12 protein-coding genes are annotated in these 16,126 nt (G+C 48.1%); 7 read left to right on the forward strand and 5 right to left on the reverse strand.

What is annotated here, in order from left to right:
* Positions 1 to 227: 227 nt before the first annotated feature.
* The 3 genes from L0156_12400 to L0156_12410 all read right to left on the reverse strand — a co-directional run bounded on the left by L0156_12400 (position 228) and on the right by L0156_12410 (position 4,385).
* On the reverse strand, positions 228 to 2,453 hold the full coding sequence (locus L0156_12400) for an ATP-binding protein (GenBank protein MCI0603801.1): 2,226 nt from the start codon (positions 2,451 to 2,453) through the stop codon (positions 228 to 230).
* 77 nt (positions 2,454 to 2,530) lie between these two features.
* On the reverse strand, positions 2,531 to 3,211 hold the full coding sequence (locus tag L0156_12405) for a carboxypeptidase regulatory-like domain-containing protein (GenBank protein ID MCI0603802.1): 681 nt from the start codon (positions 3,209 to 3,211) through the stop codon (positions 2,531 to 2,533).
* Between the two features lies 1 nt (position 3,212).
* The gene (locus L0156_12410) at positions 3,213 to 4,385 is read right to left on the reverse strand and encodes a hypothetical protein (protein MCI0603803.1); all 1,173 of its coding nucleotides are present in this window, start codon (positions 4,383 to 4,385) and stop codon (positions 3,213 to 3,215) included.
* Positions 4,386 to 4,552: 167 nt separating this feature from the next.
* Here L0156_12410 and L0156_12415 point away from each other — a divergent pair, with 167 nt between their 5' ends.
* Positions 4,553 to 5,233, forward strand: a complete 681-nt coding sequence (locus tag L0156_12415; protein ID MCI0603804.1) for a response regulator transcription factor — start codon at positions 4,553 to 4,555, stop codon at positions 5,231 to 5,233.
* An 89-nt stretch (positions 5,234 to 5,322) separates the two neighbouring features.
* Here the strand turns inward: L0156_12415 and L0156_12420 are convergent, their stop codons facing one another.
* Positions 5,323 to 5,742, reverse strand: coding sequence for a response regulator (locus L0156_12420; protein MCI0603805.1), 420 nt, complete (start codon positions 5,740 to 5,742; stop codon positions 5,323 to 5,325).
* 44 nt (positions 5,743 to 5,786) lie between these two features.
* On the opposite strand from L0156_12420, the gene L0156_12425 reads away from it, so the two are divergent.
* From L0156_12425 to L0156_12435, 3 genes are all read left to right on the forward strand, one after another.
* Positions 5,787 to 6,302 (forward strand): DinB family protein, encoded by a 516-nt coding sequence (locus L0156_12425; GenBank protein ID MCI0603806.1) that lies wholly within the window; start codon positions 5,787 to 5,789, stop codon positions 6,300 to 6,302.
* A gap of 101 nt (positions 6,303 to 6,403) precedes the next feature.
* A complete protein-coding gene (locus tag L0156_12430; protein MCI0603807.1) occupies positions 6,404 to 8,836 on the forward strand; it encodes a PAS domain-containing protein in 2,433 nt (810 codons plus the stop codon).
* Positions 8,837 to 9,061: 225 nt separating this feature from the next.
* Positions 9,062 to 10,375 carry a S8 family serine peptidase gene (locus L0156_12435; protein MCI0603808.1) on the forward strand — a complete coding sequence of 438 codons (1,314 nt, stop codon included), beginning with the start codon at positions 9,062 to 9,064 and terminating at the stop codon, positions 10,373 to 10,375.
* 602 nt (positions 10,376 to 10,977) lie between these two features.
* Here the strand turns inward: L0156_12435 and L0156_12440 are convergent.
* Positions 10,978 to 11,259: a hypothetical protein gene (locus tag L0156_12440; protein MCI0603809.1), complete on the reverse strand. Its 282-nt coding sequence runs from the start codon at positions 11,257 to 11,259 to the stop codon at positions 10,978 to 10,980.
* Here L0156_12440 and L0156_12445 point away from each other — a divergent pair.
* The 3 genes from L0156_12445 to L0156_12455 all read left to right on the forward strand — a co-directional run bounded on the left by L0156_12445 (position 11,249) and on the right by L0156_12455 (position 15,835).
* Entirely contained in the window at positions 11,249 to 12,382 is a 1,134-nt protein-coding gene (locus L0156_12445) for a peptidoglycan-binding protein (protein ID MCI0603810.1), read from the forward strand. The genes L0156_12440 and L0156_12445 overlap by 11 nt on opposite strands.
* 226 nt (positions 12,383 to 12,608) lie before the next feature.
* Positions 12,609 to 13,007: a hypothetical protein gene (locus L0156_12450; GenBank protein ID MCI0603811.1), complete on the forward strand. Its 399-nt coding sequence runs from the start codon at positions 12,609 to 12,611 to the stop codon at positions 13,005 to 13,007.
* 836 nt (positions 13,008 to 13,843) lie between these two features.
* Positions 13,844 to 15,835, forward strand: coding sequence for a S9 family peptidase (locus tag L0156_12455; protein MCI0603812.1), 1,992 nt, complete (start codon positions 13,844 to 13,846; stop codon positions 15,833 to 15,835).
* The last annotated feature ends 291 nt before the right edge of the window (positions 15,836 to 16,126 follow it).

The following is a 16,126-nucleotide window of genomic DNA, read 5'->3' on the forward strand; positions in this document are numbered from 1 at the left end:
ACTTCTGCGGTTCGGAGTTCCTTTGTTCGATATTCTGCGGTTTAATATCCTTTTGCGAAAATCCTTCTAAAAAAACAAGAAGTTCAACGTCAGTAGTACTTGCGACTCTTGTCGAATATCACGCCACAACATCAAGAACCGCTTACTTTGATGTGGAGATCGAATCGACGCCGAGCTCTTAAAAAAAGCCAATGTTTGGCATTACGGTAGATTCCGTTGAGTAGGGCCTAGTTGGTAAGCATTTTTTCGATGGTGGAGCGGAATTCATCCACCGAGAAAGGTTTTAGAAGACAGATTTTGGCCTCATTGCGGAGAAATTGTTCTGCGTTCTGGCTCAGGACGTCTCCTGTGATAAAAAGAAAACGCTCAACTGCTTGCGGTTTAATCTGCCGTAGCTGTTCGTAGATTTTCTGTCCGCCTTTGCCGGGAATTTTCCAATCACAAACGACAAGATCGTAAAAATTATTTCCGGCCAGCTCAAGCGCTGAGTCGCCATCACCGGCAGTGTCCACTTTAAACCCGCGGGTCGCAAGCGCTTCGCGAATCAGCTCAAGAATGGATTCTTCATCATCGATGACCAGAATTTTCTTTTGAGCGCTCGGTAAGGTTTGTGAGAGTTCTTGCGGTTCCGGAGCAGGGAAGTCTTCTGTCTGTTTGCCAATTTGAACCGCTGGAAGCTCAATTGTGAACGTCGCTCCCTGTCCTGGTTCACTCTCTGCCGTAATGCTTCCTCCGTGCTCGCGCACAATACCATAGGCCAGACTCAGACCAAGACCTGTGCCGGATCCCACAGGTTTGGTTGTGAAGAAAGGATTGAATATATTCGGCAAGTCCTCCGGTGATATTCCCACCCCGTTATCCTGAAATCGAATTCGGACCTGATCCTTCATCAGTTGTGTTGAGATCTGAAGTTTGCCGCCATCTTGATTCTCTTCGGTTGCCTGAATCGTATTGCTGATAATGTTCAAGAATACTTGCCGGATTTGATGCGGATCCATCATGATTTCAGGCAGATCGCGCGACAGATTGCTAAGCACCTGCAGATTACTCGTTGTGAGCTCGTGGTTCAAGATTTCAAGAGCGGATTCAAGCAATTCATTCACATCCACCGGTTTTCGCTCCGGCCTGTAACGGCGGGAGAAACTCAAAAGGGATTGCACAATCTTGCGGCATCGTTCTGCGCTGCCAACGATCCTGATCAGAAGATTTTCCTGTTTTTCGCTGATGCCGCTTTCCTGCAACATCTGCGAAAAACCAATGACCCCGGTTAAAGGATTATTCAGCTCATGAGCAATGCCTGCAACAAATTTCCCCATAGCAGAAAGCTTCTCCGTTTGAATGAGCTGCGCCTGTGTATCTTTTAAACTCTGCATTGCCTGCTGAACCTCTGATTGAGATGTTTTTAAGTTTTCCGTCATCTGATTGAAAACGGCGGCAAGCTCACCACATTCGTCCCGGGATGCTACCTCTACCCGGCGGGAAAAATCACCGCGGCCAACCGCTTCAGCGCTATCGCGCAACTCACGAAGAGGACGCGTAATTTTCCGGATCAACACCCAGATCAACAATGAACTGAACAAAATTCCAGCAAGGCTGATCAACATCAGTGTTCGTTGTGTCTCCTGCTTTCTCTGGAGAGCGTTTTCGTATGAAGAGAGCAAAAGGTAGCCAATTCTTCCACTGGAAACCGGGAAGTTGCCCGCAAGGCAAAGGAAATGTTCCTCTCCTGCGGATACTCCTTCTATTTTTCTGTTGGTTTGACCACTCTGCCTGTTGTAGATTCTGACCAGTTCTGGAAATGAATCAGGGTTTTTAACCGTGGATAGGGCCACCTGATGGGAAGCCAAAAAAACAATTTCAGCGCGAGTGAGAAGTTTCAGCTCCTGTGCCGCTGTTGGACCTATCAATTCTCCGATCGTGAGCACACCCGACAGAGCGTCGTTTACGATGACAGGGACCGATATTGCGGTAAACAAACTTCCATTGACTACGATGTTATCTGCCGCAGGTTTTCCCTGGCTTGCCTGGCTTATGGCAAAGGAGCTTCCGGTGTGAAACTCACGCAAATTCAGGTTTGCATCGCGTCTGGCGCCTGCCAGCATGACGTTGTTTTCGATTGTGAAAATCATGGCTTTCGCTTCCTGACCGATTTCATGAAGAAGCTCATTCAGTTGGACTATCATCGTTTTGGGATCAGAAAGCAGAGCGACCGCTTTAAAACGTGGCTCATTTGCGACGCTCTGATAACGCAGGATCAGATTTCGCGTTCGAATCTCGAAGGAATTTCGAAACACTGCTTCTGCAGTTCTTAAAGTTTGACGTGTCTCGCCTTCAAACTGATCTGTGATGCGGCCATTGACCAACCATACGATGATCGCAAGAAAAAATACCAGCAGCGCAACCACAGGAATGATAACTTTTGCTTGAAAACTGAGATGAAAGTCTTTCAACAATCCACTTATCTCACTGAGCAAAGTAGTGCGGGTCTCGCCTGCGAGCTACGCAGACGGGACGTCCCGCGCTACATTGTTTAATACTTCGGAAGTCCGGTTACCCCCAGCACGAATTGAACGGTCGACTCTCCTGTTTCGGTAACGGTGATGTTTTTCACCTGGCCGGGCAACCGCTCATGCCACGCTCTAATCTGATAGGTTCCTGCCGGAACGTTTGCAATTGTGAAATTTCCACTCTTATCTGTCGCAGCGAAGAAAGGATTTTCCAGTACAAGAACGATGCAATTCATCTTGGTATGAATGGAGCAAAACACATCCACCCGTCCCGGTTTGTCAAAGGTAACTCTTTTTGTTTCTTTGGATTTGTAAATGCCAAGATCGAACGGTTTTGGCTCCGACATAGAAAAAACGTTGTGATAAATGTCGTCGTTGTTAGGCCACTCCACTGTTGTGCCGATGAGCACTGGAAGTACGTGAGGCCTGAAAGTACCATCTTTTTGAATGATTACTTTCAGCGTATTGTCCTGCCTATGGCTCAAACCAAGTCCCGGTTCGTCGATATAGACGACAAAATCTTTCAACTCATCATAATTAATCCGCTCGATGAATTTATACTTGCGGCTTTCGTACTTTCCTGATTCAATATCCTCCTTCACTTCCGGGCGTGACTCGGCGCGAACGCGACCGCGAATTGTTCCGGCGTCCAGAGTTCCACTGAAGATCAAGCAACAAAGTGTGGCAAAAAAAAGTCTTTTCATTCTAAAACCTTACTGCCGCCTCCATTCCGAAAAAGTTTTCCTCATCCCGGTTTTCACCAGTTAGACTTTTGCCATTTTCAAAATTGTATTCCGCTTTCAGCAATACATTTTTGCCAATTCGATACCCGATCCCAAGACTGAGCCGCCACAATTCTTCCGCCAGTTCGTCATTGTCGAATAAATAAGTTTCGAGACTGCCATTTCCAACGAGTGGAAAGCCGCGATCCGCGGTGATCCTGCTGAACCGGGCAGCCGCATACCATGGATATTCCTTGCTGCGGTTTAAGTGTTGCACTGCTTCTATTTGAAAATAATGAAGATCACGCGAGTTGTCAGCCTCTGCATCATTATCGTCATATTGAAGTTTTCCCGCCGCGAGGTGCACATGGCCGCGCTCCCATTGTCTGTGACCATCTCCCTGGAACAAGTTTCCTTCTAGTGTCGAACTTGTAACGATAGAGCCAAGAAGACGGAAGAATCCATTGCCGAACCAGACTTCGGAGAATCGATCGTCTCTGACATCCAGTTTTCCGGTCCTCATCGCGCTGAAACTAAAGTGGAATCGCGGCGCCGTTCTGTACAGAATCCGGCCAACCAATGACTTGTCGGGATGATAATCGCTTGCGACAGGGCTACCGCCATTCTGGATAGCGAATGTGTATTCAAACTTCTTGAGAGAACCGTAAAACTGAATTCCTTCATCGACTCCCCAGATATCGCTCAGAGAGTGAGTGATCAGCGGATTATCGATGGCGTCCCGGGTCAGATACTCTTCGCCGAAAGGGATGTCGAATCTGCCAACACGAACGTTCAATACGCGATCCTGGTTCCATAATTTCGACACATCCTCAAAGTCGAGGTAAAGTTCTCCCAGTTGCAGCTTTTCATCCGGTTCCTCGCGCCGCATCACGTCGATTTCAGCAAACGCATAAATGTCATCCACAATGGATGCCTCAATAAACAGTTTTGCCTCCTCTACAAGGAACTCGTTGTCGGGATATTCACCCTCTTCGCCGGTATCGAACCACGCTGCGCCCGCCTCGCCATTGATTCGCAATCGATCTGAAAAGACGGAAGAGTACTCTGATTGATAAAATTCCGGGAGAGTTTCAGCCTCAACCAATGGAGCAACAAATAGGATGAGGAGAGGAAGTATTAGCGGTGGTCTTTTCATTAGGGAAATCCTCGCATACTTAGAAGTGCCAAAGCAATGAGTAATGAGCAATGAGACCGCCTCAGGCCATGTTTATCGGGTCTCATTGCTCGGCCTTCATGACTCATTACTTCTGTGTTGCTTGAAAGTTTCTCTTATCAGAATAAGATTTGTAGGGACGGTATACCATGAGAAAGAACATTGTCGTGATCGAAGATGACAAAGACGTTATCGACGTCCTTCGTTATTTCCTGGAGAAGGAAGACTATCGAGTTCATGTTGCGCAGGATGGATTAACGGGGCTCGAGCTTGCAGCAAAAATACAACCGAATCTTATCTTACTCGATCTGGCACTACCCAAATTGGACGGAATCGAAGTCTGCAAAAGCTTAAAGGCTGACCAGCGTTTAAGTGACATTCCCGTGATCATGGTAACAGCAAAGGCGGAACTGGCTGATAAAGTGGAAGGGTTGGAGCTGGGCGCGGATGACTATGTGACAAAACCCTTTAGCCCGCGTGAACTCATCGCGCGGGTCCGCGCAAACATCCGCCGGCGTGAAGGAAGCATTCCTAAGAAAGAATTTCAATATGGACAAATCGTTGTGGATACTTTCAAACATGAGGTCCTGTATGAGGGAAGGGAAGTGGAGCTTACTGCGAAAGAATTTGAATTACTCCTTTACCTCATTGAAAACAAAGGACGCGTTTTGACAAGGGATATGATCCTCAATCATGTCTGGGGCTATGATTATTTTGGAACAACGCGCACAGTGGACGTTCATGTTACGCACCTTCGTCAAAAAATTTCTATTCTTGCCGATGCCCTCACAACGGTGAAACCGCTGGGATATAAATTGAAGGATATTTGAGCCGCCATGGCGCCAAGACGCCAAGATAAGTAAAATACTATCCTCTTTTTGATCTTGGCCATTTGGCGTCTTGGCGGTTAACCGGACGTCTAGCTGTCCTCTTTATTCTTTTCTAGGGCTCGTTCGACAGCTTCCATCAAGATCTTTTCTTGAAAAGGCTTGTTGATGTAAATGTAGTCGGGAAGGACTTTCAGATAACTAAACGCCTGATCAGAAAAGCCTGTCAGAAAAATAATGGGGATATGGTGATCAAAATAACTTTGCACAATGATGGCTACTTCAATACCATTCAGTTCACCTGCGATTCGGACATCCATAATGATCAGGTCCGGGCTAACTACCTTGATCCTTTCAATAGCTTGTTTTCCCGAAGTAGCTGTTCCAATGACGTTGTAGCCCCGCTTGATCAGTCGTTCCTTTAGATCTTCGACAACCAGTCTTTCATCTTCAACAATGAAAATCTTCTTGGCTTTTCCGGGGAAAAGAATTTCTTTAGTTACCTGTTCCATTTTTCACGACAAGATTATAGTATCTCATTATAAGATGTTGGCCGATGAAGCGATGGTTTGACCGCAAGTTCACGCTGGACCTTCCGTTGAGCACTTACCGGAATGTATGCAAAAGGTTGCAGGGAGTCCCTGGCCGGTTGGAGGAACTTCTGCTGAATCTTCCCGCAAATGTACTCACCTACAAAACATCTGAGCAATGGTCCATTCAAGAGCACGCGGGTCATCTACTGGACCTGGAACCGCTTGGGATGGGCCGGTTGGACGATTACGAAGCGGCGTTATCAGTCTTAAGGCCTGCCGATTTGCAGAACAAGAAAACATTTGAAGCAAATCACAACAGCACGCCAATCCAGACACTGCTTTCCGAATTCAAGCGTGAGCGTTTTGCTTTTGCAAATCGCCTCAAAGACTACGGAGAAGAGTTCGTTCAACGATCCGCGATCCATCCGCGATTAAAAGTCCCGATGCGTGTCATCGATTTCGCATTTTTTGTTGCAGAACATGACGATCATCACCTCGCCACCATTTCCGAATTGATTCAGAAGCTGGACCACAGTTAGATTCACCGCAGAGGACGCAGAGTTCTCAGCGATCTCTGCGGTAAAAAAGGACCTCGCAAGCTGTCATAGTGGTATACTCTCCCCATACCCCCGCGAGGGCAATGAAGGACGATAAGGGATTCAATGAATGGCTTACCCTCACTGTGCTCGATTACCTGATGGAAGGCGTGATCATCACAAATAATCAGGGATTGGTTGCCTACATTAATGAGGTTGGTGAAAAACTCACGGGCTGGAATCGCGCAGAGGCATTGACCGTGCGTGTGGAGGAAATATTCCGGATCACTCAGGGCCATGACAATATTCAGGAGAGCGTGACGCTTTCTCTGAAGAATCAAGCAGAACTGCTCACAAGAGACGGAAGGTCGTTGCGGGTAGAATACTCTACTTCCTACATCTCCAATGATAACCGGGACGTTTTTGGGCAGATCTATTTCTTCCATGACGCCAGTCAGTACGCAACGGCCCTGGAGAATCTGAAACAATCCAGACGAAGATACAAGCAACTGGTAAATTCGATTGAGGGAATTGTCTGGGAAGCCGATTTAAAAACGCATCAATTTTCCTTCGTGAGCAAGAAGGCGGAACAGTTGCTCGGTTATCCGGTGGAAAGCTGGACAGAGAAAGGCTCTTTTTGGCTCAATTTGATTCCTTCAGAAGATCGGGAACGCATTTTGGGGCTTCGGGATAATTACATTCTGTCTGATCGGAAATACGATCTTGAATATCAGGTTTTGTCCAGCAACGGTCGACTCGTTTGGGTAAAGGATATTGCCAACACGGTCACTGATGAAAAAACGGGCGCAGAAATCCTTCAGGGGGTCATGTTTGATATTACTGACCGAAAAGTGGCCGACCGGTGGCTTCGCGAGGCGCAAGATCAATTGGAACGGAGAATCGCTGAAAGAACAAATGATCTTGTCAAAGCAAAGGAACAATTGGAAGCAGAAATCCTTGAACGCAAGAGTGCTGAAAGAAAATTGCTGGAAGCGGAAAGGAAGTACAGGATGCTGGTGGAGCGAATTCCTGGAATTGTGTATGTTGCCGAGTTCAGCCGGGCGGGGAAATGGCTTTACGTAAGCCCACAGATTGAAACAATTTTGGGGTATGAACCGGCTGAGTGGCAGTCTGAGGTTGATTCCTGGTTGAATCACATTTATCCGGCGGATAAGGAAAGAATTCTGAGGGAGGAAGCAGAAAACCAGAGAAGCAAATCGTTTGTATCCGAGTATCGAATGCTTCGCAAAAACGGCGACCTTGTGTGGATCCATGACGAAGCTACAACCGTAGAAAGTTCACTTGAGGAACCGGCTCTGGTGCAAGGCGTGATGCTCGATATTACAGAACGGAAACTTGCGATTGAGGCAATGGATCAGCTGGAAGAAGAATTCCGGCAGTCACAAAAGCTGGAAGCGATTGGCCAGCTGGCAGGTGGAGTAGCGCACGACTTCAATAACATTTTGATGGCTGTTTTCGGATACTGCGATTTGTTGCTTCTAAAAATGCATGCAACAGATGAACGGCGTCACGAGCTTCACGAAATCAGAAGGGCATTAGAGCAGGGCGCATCGCTAACTCGTCAGCTGCTTGCCTTCAGCCGTAAGCAAGTTCTGGAAACACGAGTCCTTGATTTAAATGAACTTCTCACGAGTATGGAAAGCATGTTGCGGCGTTTGATCCGAGAAAACATTCAGCTGGAAATGCAGTTGGGAAAGAATCTCGGGAGAATAAAAGGGGACTCAGGTCAGTTCCAGCAAATGATCCTCAACCTTTCTATTAATGCAGTTGATGCAATGCCTGAAGGGGGTAAACTTAGTATCGAAACGTCGAACGCTCAATTGACCCAGGAGTACGCAAAACAGAATCCTGGAGTCGTGCCCGGTAAGTATCTGAAACTCGTTGTCAGCGATACAGGGACCGGCATGGATGAGGAGACCCAGTCCCGCATTTTTGAACCTTTCTTTACCACGAAAGAACGCGGGAAAGGAACAGGACTAGGACTCTCCACCGTTTACGGAATTGTAAAACAGAGCGGTGGCCAGATTTCCGTAAGCAGCGAGCGTAGCAAGGGAACGACCTTTCACATTTTCTTGCCACAGGTCGATCAACCAACAGAAGAGCCCGCACAGATGATTCATACCGGGGATCTTCCGAAGGGTACCGAAACAATTTTACTGGTGGACGATAATGATGCGGTGCGTACCGCGGTTAGCGGAATGCTGAAAGCGCTTGGATATGATGTTATTGAGGCATGCGATGGCGAAGAAGCGATGCAAATAGTGCGCCGCTTTGAAAAATCCCTCCAGCTGGTTATTACCGATCTCGTGATGCCAAGAATGGGAGGCCTTGAATTAGCGGAACAACTTGGAGCCGAACATCCCGGGTTAAAATTCCTTTTTATTTCCGGCTATCCGGAATCGACCCCACAACACGAACAAGTATCCAGCGCCGGCGCCGCCTTTCTGTTGAAACCTATCTCAATGGATGTGCTCCTGCAAAAAGTTCGTGAACTCCTAAAACCAACCGGTTCTTAATTGTAGCCATCCTGAAGTCATTTCTTATCAGAAAAAGACTGGTAATTTACGAGAAAATCTGTCTGCTGAATTCTATCGAGAGCGATGGAGCCAAAAACAGGATTCAACACGTGTTATTTCAGAAAACCGATTTCTCTTGCAAGCCGGAATTCCAGTGATTTTCCCCGTGATCCCCTCAGGCAAGAACTTTGCACTGGTCTTTCAATTAACAAATAGGAGGAATCGATGTTCAAAATATTCCAGTGCATTGTTTTTGTTATCGCATCCTTAGCGTTTAGCGAATCGCTATTCGCCTTAAAACAGGTGAATCCTGTTCGTCAGGCGCCAACCACTATCAATGAAGCAGGTTGGAACACCGAATACCCATGGTTCAGTACGGACGGTAAACTTTTTCTTTTCACTCGTGAAGTGCCGAATTCCGAAATACAACGCGTTCATGTTTCCTACATCAAGAATCGGGATGATGTTGCCGATACCCCGCCAAACCAGACCCTCCCCGCATTGATTGTGGCCACACCTAAAGAACTTGTGCCGATTAACAACAAGGTCGCGCCAAGCGAGACAATTAAGGCAATCGCCGTTTGTGAAGAAACGGCTCAGCCACAGAGTCTTACCGGTAAGTGGCGATACCTCTTCACGCTTTATGCAGCGATAGGTCCGGGCAACTGCGCAGTGTCGACTGCGTGCAATGTTACTGAAGGATTTCCGAATCCGGAATCGGTCCGCTCGCCCGCAAACGCTCATAAGGTCATCGGGGTGGGCGCGGTCAACTTGCAAACAGGTGTCACGCCTGACTATCAGGGGTTCGGCCCGACGAATGACGGTCGCTACAAGCCTGATATCCAGGCGCCAACCGACACCGAGACGGCTTGCGAAGAGGGGATCATACTTCCCGATGATGTTGTGTGTTCTGACCCCGGCACTGACTTCTCGCTCAGGAACCGCTTCGGTGGCACCAGCGGTGCTGCACCGTACGCTGCCGGAGCAGGCGCGCTTCTCCGAAACTGGCTTCGGAAGTTCAACACGTTCGATCCGGGCCAGACCTACTCGCTTTTAATCCTATCGGGAACGGAAATTGAGCCATTCGAGGAACGGATTGGAGCGGGAGCGATTGAGCTTCCTACATGCGGATTCGCCGATTGGGGCAAAGTGACGATGGAGCCTGTAATCATCACGGATCCTCCTGAACCGGGAGATCCAGTGCCGGTCGCAGAAGTCGACATCCCAATTCAGGTCGGGCAGAATAACTTACGCCTGGATGCCGCCTTATGGTGGCCAACCGAACCGTTTCAAGCCACGACTGATATCGATTTGCACCTGATCGATCCATTTGGAGTTGAGCGAGCCAAGTCTAATTCCATTCGTGGTGTGTTCGAGCGTACGCGAGCAAAGGCGAAAAAATCAGTGGGGCAGCTTGAGCCCGGAACATGGATTCTCAGGATCAGGGCACCCATTCTATTCTTTGACAAGACCATCTACTGGGCGGCCAATCTTCGAATGAAGAACGATCTCTGCATTCGGCGGGTGCAAAATCCATAGAGAGGGCGTATGTTCTATCCTATTTAGTTAACATAATATATCTTATCGAAGTCAAATCAGTCCTGGCCTAATGCGGCGCTGCCCGCCAATGTGTGATTTTAACCATAACTTTGCCAAGTGGCAGCGATATGGTTAAAAAGCAGCGATGGCAAACATATGGTTAAAATGTGAATTGTCGCATTGGAACCCCGAAATCGTGCGGAAGTGCGTAGATGAGTTAACCTTAACTCTTGTTATCTCTGCTGCACTCTTAATCGGGGTACTCGTTTACGGCCACCTCCGATCTGATTAGGAACTCTATTTCGTTTATGTGAGTGGACTCCTGATCGGTAAGGAAGTTCATATCCGAATATTTACGAGTACTTTCGAAGTCTTCCTCAAAGGCGCGCCGTGACGGGAAATCGCGCAAGCGATGTTTGAAAGAAGGACTACCGATTTGTTGCTTCGCAGCTCGCGATCCTTGCCCAGTCCTGCATCGGCTTTCCCCGATTGAAGTTGCTGTCAGAAGAATTCCAAAACAGCTTCTTTTCTAACCGGCTTTCTGTTAATCGTTCAATTTGCTCCCAGGTTAAAGCGAACTCCGGTTCTTCTGACGTATTGGGCTATGTGTCGCGACCCGTCTGGAAGCCCAGGCCATGAGCGAACTCGTGCAGCACAACAGCGCCAGAAAATGCGACGCGATCCCATGGTGTTATACTGAAACCACGTAAAACCATGGCAGACACACGGATCGGCGGACAAACACCAAACATACCTTCACCTACTACGACAAACACAACCGAAACAACATCAGAAGTCGTCCCTTCATCGATAGGAGAACGGCAGACTTCGACTGAACGCCAGGAGCCGGCAAATACTGCGCTCGCGCAGAAAATGCAGGCCACAGAAAACAAAGGACAACATAATCTCAGTGGCCAATTAATGCGGCATAGTCTCAACCAGGCGCTTCCCACTGGCCCCGCCGCACCGGCTCAGGTTGGCGGAACGGCGCACCCTGGAACTCTAGATATGCAGCACTCACTCAACAAATGGCGGGCAGAAAACAATCTTAAGCCCATCAAGGAAGATGGTCTTGACAGTGAGGATACTCGAAACGCCATCCGCGAGTTTCAAAGACAGAACGGTATCAAAGAATCTGGGGTTCCTACTCCCGAAACTCTCAAGAGTCTTGCGACTCAAGTAGATATCATCGCCCTTAAAAATAATCCGAGCACAGCCGCAGATATGCGCAAACTGGCTGATAGTGAAGGTTTTAAAAAGTTGCCGCCAGATGTGCAATCGGATGTGATCAATCGATTTAAGCAATATGCCGCCGCAGGTGAACTGCGCAATATCGGAAATATGGTGAACGTCATTGACCAACCTGGTTTTGCAAATCTTCCGCTTTCCAGCAAAAAACTGATGCTGGACACGATGGCCGCCAGACCGGACGATGACCGCCTCGCTACAAATTTGTCTCGCATGGCCGGTTCTCCTTTCGGCAAGCTTGACGAAACCTCACAAAACTGGGCCCTCAACCGGATCAAGAGTTACGGAGGCGATCGGAATAAAATCGTAAGTCTTCTGGTGATCACAACTCGAACTACCGACCCTCCGCCTGGCCGCCCCCATCTTCCAGGAAAAAATGAGATGCTGACGCGTTTGATGAACTATCCCCCGGACACCGATCAAGTTGAGAATATGGTGAAAATATTAGGGGCTGCTGGTTTTTCCGATCTTTCGGTGGACGTTCAGAACCAAATTCTAGATGGCCTGCCGTCTCGTTTTACTACCGGGCAATTGAGCTACGGCGAGGCCGCAAACATCATGATACTGGCCACCTCACCACAATTTGAAAAGCTTCACCCCGACAAACGGGACGAAATGATGAATACGCTGGCTATGCGACCTTGGAATTTCAAGCTTGCCAATGCGCTGCGTGAGCTCGCTGAAAACGGACGATTTCAGGTTGACAAAAGAACATGGAGGCAGACGCTCGAGCGCGTGGATGCCGATACCCCTGATTAGCGCTCAATGATCTTGCTCTGGTTTCTGTTTGAAAATTTTGCTTTAATCAGAGAACTGGCCACAGTTCCGCGGGCAGCAAGCTTCAGGTTGAAGTGACAGCTCAATTGCCTCACTCGTGGAATGTTTCCACAAAAGAAAATATCCGATGGGTCATTCCTTCGCTCGTCGCAGTTGCGGCCGGTGAGATCCAGCGTTACGCGGCTATTGGGTAAGGAGGTGAGATTTAATGCAAGATGATGAAAATAATTTACCACCAGAGATTGGGGCGAAGCTCATGAGATTTCTTCGTGAAAAAGCAGACGGTGAGTTTGAAGTGATCGATATGGAAGGATTAGTGAAGTTTATCGCTGAGCATGGCGAACGTTACCCTGTACTTCAGAGCCTGGTAAAGATTAACGAGGACGCACTCATCGAGCATTACAAACGGACGGGTGAAGTTCCACCGGGAATAAAACTGATAAAGACTTCGACTCGTGAAGGTGAGAATGTCACATACATAGAAAAACCATGCTTCCCTGCCCGGCCAACTCATGGTCAAAGTCACACAACAATATGTGTGACTGGAACCATAACTTTGCCACTGCGGCAAGGGATAGGCCTGGCAAAGATATCGTTCCACTTTTGAATTCGCAGAAACATAGATTTACTTGAAGCTCTTCTTGTTCATTTATCATTCATCGCCCGACGTCAAACCACTGGGTGGATGAATCGTTTGAGATCAAACTGCAACGTTGGCAGCATCATCCCAGGTTCAGATCGTGTGATGCGTTTTTGCCTGAACCAGAAGCGCGATGCTGCACTCCAATGCGGTATTCGAGGGACCCGGTCTGCAACACATCAATATGGAAACCTTCATGTAGATGATGAGGATAGGAAATTATGTGTCCCGCCGGAAAGGAGCCCTGATTCAAGTTGAAAGAATTTTTTCGTTTTCTTTCCCGAGACGTTAAATCCCCGACAATCGTTGAGGGCTTAATCTTACTCCTGTGTGAACAGATCGGGCGGCAGAGGCACACATAAGGTCAAATCGACTATCCAACAGGCTTTTTTTCAGATCGTTAGTAGTTTCTGGCAAGCGGTTGAAAATGGTAGCCGCGTTACAACACTGAGGATGCGCCCCCAGACAGAGTTAAACGTTTGTGCTTGGTCAACTCCCACCGGCCCGGAGAAAAGGCGAGCCCGAAACCTTTCTAAGAACATGGGACCTTAGCTTCCATTCAATGCAGAATTAAGCGAACCCCTAACAGAATGTCAATATCATTCAAGATTGTTTGCGTCGATCGATTTCATAATTGCATTAGAGCAAGAACGGGGTTTGGCATCTTTTTTAATGAAACGTTATCCGATGGTGGGGACTCTCGAAGGAAACACACATATTTCTTGTTTGATTTTGACATGATAAATGAGGCCGCTTGTGAATCCTTCTGTTTCAACAGCCGAACAATGAGCGGAGGGTGAGGAATGAAATTTCTATATCAAACATTCTCCATTTGGGCCTTACTCTCTTTGTCTGCGGTCGTCTTGGCCGAGTCAGAGGTTCAATTGATTCCTCGAAAGGTTCTGTTTGGAAATCCTGTGAAAGACAAACCTATGATTTCGCCTAGCGGCATGCGGTTCGCCTATCTTGCGCCCTCTGAAGAAGGAATCCTCAACATCTGGGTCGCCAGCACTGGCAAGAAGGATGACCGGATGGTAACCCAAGATCAACGACGCGGAATCTTTGATTTCCAGTGGGGCTATAGCGACGATTACATCCTTTTCTTTCAAGACAATAACGGGGACGAGAACCATCATCTTAAGGTCGTCAATCTCCGCACCGGTACGGTACAGGATCTCACACCGTTTGCTGGTGTTCGAGCCACGAACCTTTTAAAAGATGATGCACACCCGGAAGAGGTGATGATTGGACTCAATCTGCGCGACCATAATCTGTTTGATATGTACCGTGTGAACCTGAACACCGGAGCTGTAAAGTTGGAGGCGCAAAATCCAGGAGATGTAATCGGGTGGACAATCGACCGTCAATTCACGATTCGGGCAGCTACCGCGTTCCGCGAGGACCTCTCCACTGCGATTCGTGTGCGTGACGGAATTGACAAACCGTGGCGAGACGTGCTGGTGACCCCGTTTGAGAAAACTCCGTTTCTTGGCCAGTACAACGGTGGCTCACTTGTGATTGGGTTTAGTAGCAATGGCAACCACCTTTACGCGGTCACCTCAATGAACAACGATACTACCCAATTAGTAACCCTGGACGCTGCCACAGGTAAAATTCTAGATGTAATTGCGGTACATCCTTTGGCCGATTTGTGGGAAGTGAACGACCGGTACGAAGTCTTACTAGACAAGAAAAACGGGAGAGTTTTGTCGGCCGCGTTTGACTACTTGAAACCTGAGTATCGTGTGGTTGATAAAAGTGTTGTCAATGATTTCAAAATCCTTCGCAACCAGGAATCGGGAGTGTTTCGGGTGTTCAGCCGTGATGCGCTTGACACAATATGGATCGTGCAATATATCAGCGACGTCCGGCCGAATGTGTACTACCTCTATTCTCGCGCGACAAAGAAAGCGCAGTTACTTATGGTTTCACATCCAGAGGTCGATCAGTATTCAATGTCGAAAACCCAAGAGATTTTGATTCCCGCTAGAGATGGAATGAAGCTGGTCAGTTTCCTTTCGCTTCCGGTTGGAACCACTGGAAGGAATCTTCCAATGATGCTCTCAGTTCACGGAGGTCCCTGGGGGCGCGATGAATGGCGATTCGATCCCGAAGTGCAATGGCTCACAAATCGAGGCTATGCTGTGCTGCAAGTAAACTTCCGTGGCTCTACGGGATTTGGAGTCAAGTACATGAATGCAGGTAACGGCCAATGGTGCAAAGGAAGCATGCAGAACGATTTGACCGATGCCGTGCGATGGGCGATCAATCAAGGCATCGCCGATCCGAAGCGCATCGGGATCAGCGGTGCTTCTTACGGAGGTTACGCAACTCTCTGCGGCATTGTAAATACTCCGGAACTGTATGTCGGCGCAATCGACATGGTAGGTCCCTCGGATGTGGGCCATCTCCTGAGCTCATTTCCATCCTATTGGAAACCGGTAAAAAGAAGGTGGATTCGCAGGATCGGTGTTGATGTGGAAAGTGATCCGGAAGCTAACGAAGAGATTTCGCCTCTGTATCACGTCGACAAAATCCGCGTTCCGTTAATGATTGGCCATGGATCAAACGATCCGCGCGTTAAGCAGGCGGCGTCGGATCGAATCGTAGAAGCAATGCGCAAAAAAAATCTGCCGGTCGATTATGTTGTCTATCCTGATGAAGGACACGGCTTAATTCGCGAAGCAAACATCCTGGATTTCTATGGAAGGGCCGAAGAGTTTTTGGCACGTCACCTGAAAGGACGTTTCGAACCTCGCTCGCAAATCAAAGAATCGTCAGTCCAGCTACGCTAGTCCTGATAAACGTCATTTGCGTCTCTCTTTTGCGGACGAGATATTGATGGGATACGATTTGGTTCGAGCAGAAAGAAATCGTCCGCTGGGATTTTACGCGGCGTCGGCTTTGTGCACATTCGATTGCAACTCGTGCTGATAGCGCCCAAGTAATACCGGTTCGATTTCATTCTTCGACATCTCTATTCTGAATCATCGTTTTAGGCCGGCTGACGTTGATATCTCTGCATGAGCGGACTGAAAGCTGTCAACCCAGCCGATACGATTTCGGCGAAGTGTCAACGAGGAATA

It is taken from the genome of bacterium (genome assembly GCA_022616075.1).
GTDB lineage: Bacteria > Acidobacteriota > HRBIN11 > JAKEFK01 > JAKEFK01 > JAKEFK01.

Bases quoted from the DNA above. Each gene is read 5' to 3' on its own strand.
- L0156_12405 (MCI0603802.1), bottom strand. From the start codon at position 3,211: ATGAAAAGACTTTTTTTTGCCACACTTTGTTGCTTGATCTTCAGTGGA.
- L0156_12410 (MCI0603803.1), bottom strand. From the start codon at position 4,385: ATGAAAAGACCACCGCTAATACTTCCTCTCCTCATCCTATTTGTTGCT.
- L0156_12415 (MCI0603804.1), top strand. From the start codon at position 4,553: ATGAGAAAGAACATTGTCGTGATCGAAGATGACAAAGACGTTATCGAC.
- L0156_12420 (MCI0603805.1), bottom strand. From the start codon at position 5,742: ATGGAACAGGTAACTAAAGAAATTCTTTTCCCCGGAAAAGCCAAGAAG.
- L0156_12425 (MCI0603806.1), top strand. From the start codon at position 5,787: ATGAAGCGATGGTTTGACCGCAAGTTCACGCTGGACCTTCCGTTGAGC.
- L0156_12430 (MCI0603807.1), top strand. From the start codon at position 6,404: ATGAAGGACGATAAGGGATTCAATGAATGGCTTACCCTCACTGTGCTC.
- L0156_12435 (MCI0603808.1), top strand. From the start codon at position 9,062: ATGTTCAAAATATTCCAGTGCATTGTTTTTGTTATCGCATCCTTAGCG.
- L0156_12445 (MCI0603810.1), top strand. From the start codon at position 11,249: ATGCAGGCCACAGAAAACAAAGGACAACATAATCTCAGTGGCCAATTA.
- L0156_12450 (MCI0603811.1), top strand. From the start codon at position 12,609: ATGCAAGATGATGAAAATAATTTACCACCAGAGATTGGGGCGAAGCTC.
- L0156_12455 (MCI0603812.1), top strand. From the start codon at position 13,844: ATGAAATTTCTATATCAAACATTCTCCATTTGGGCCTTACTCTCTTTG.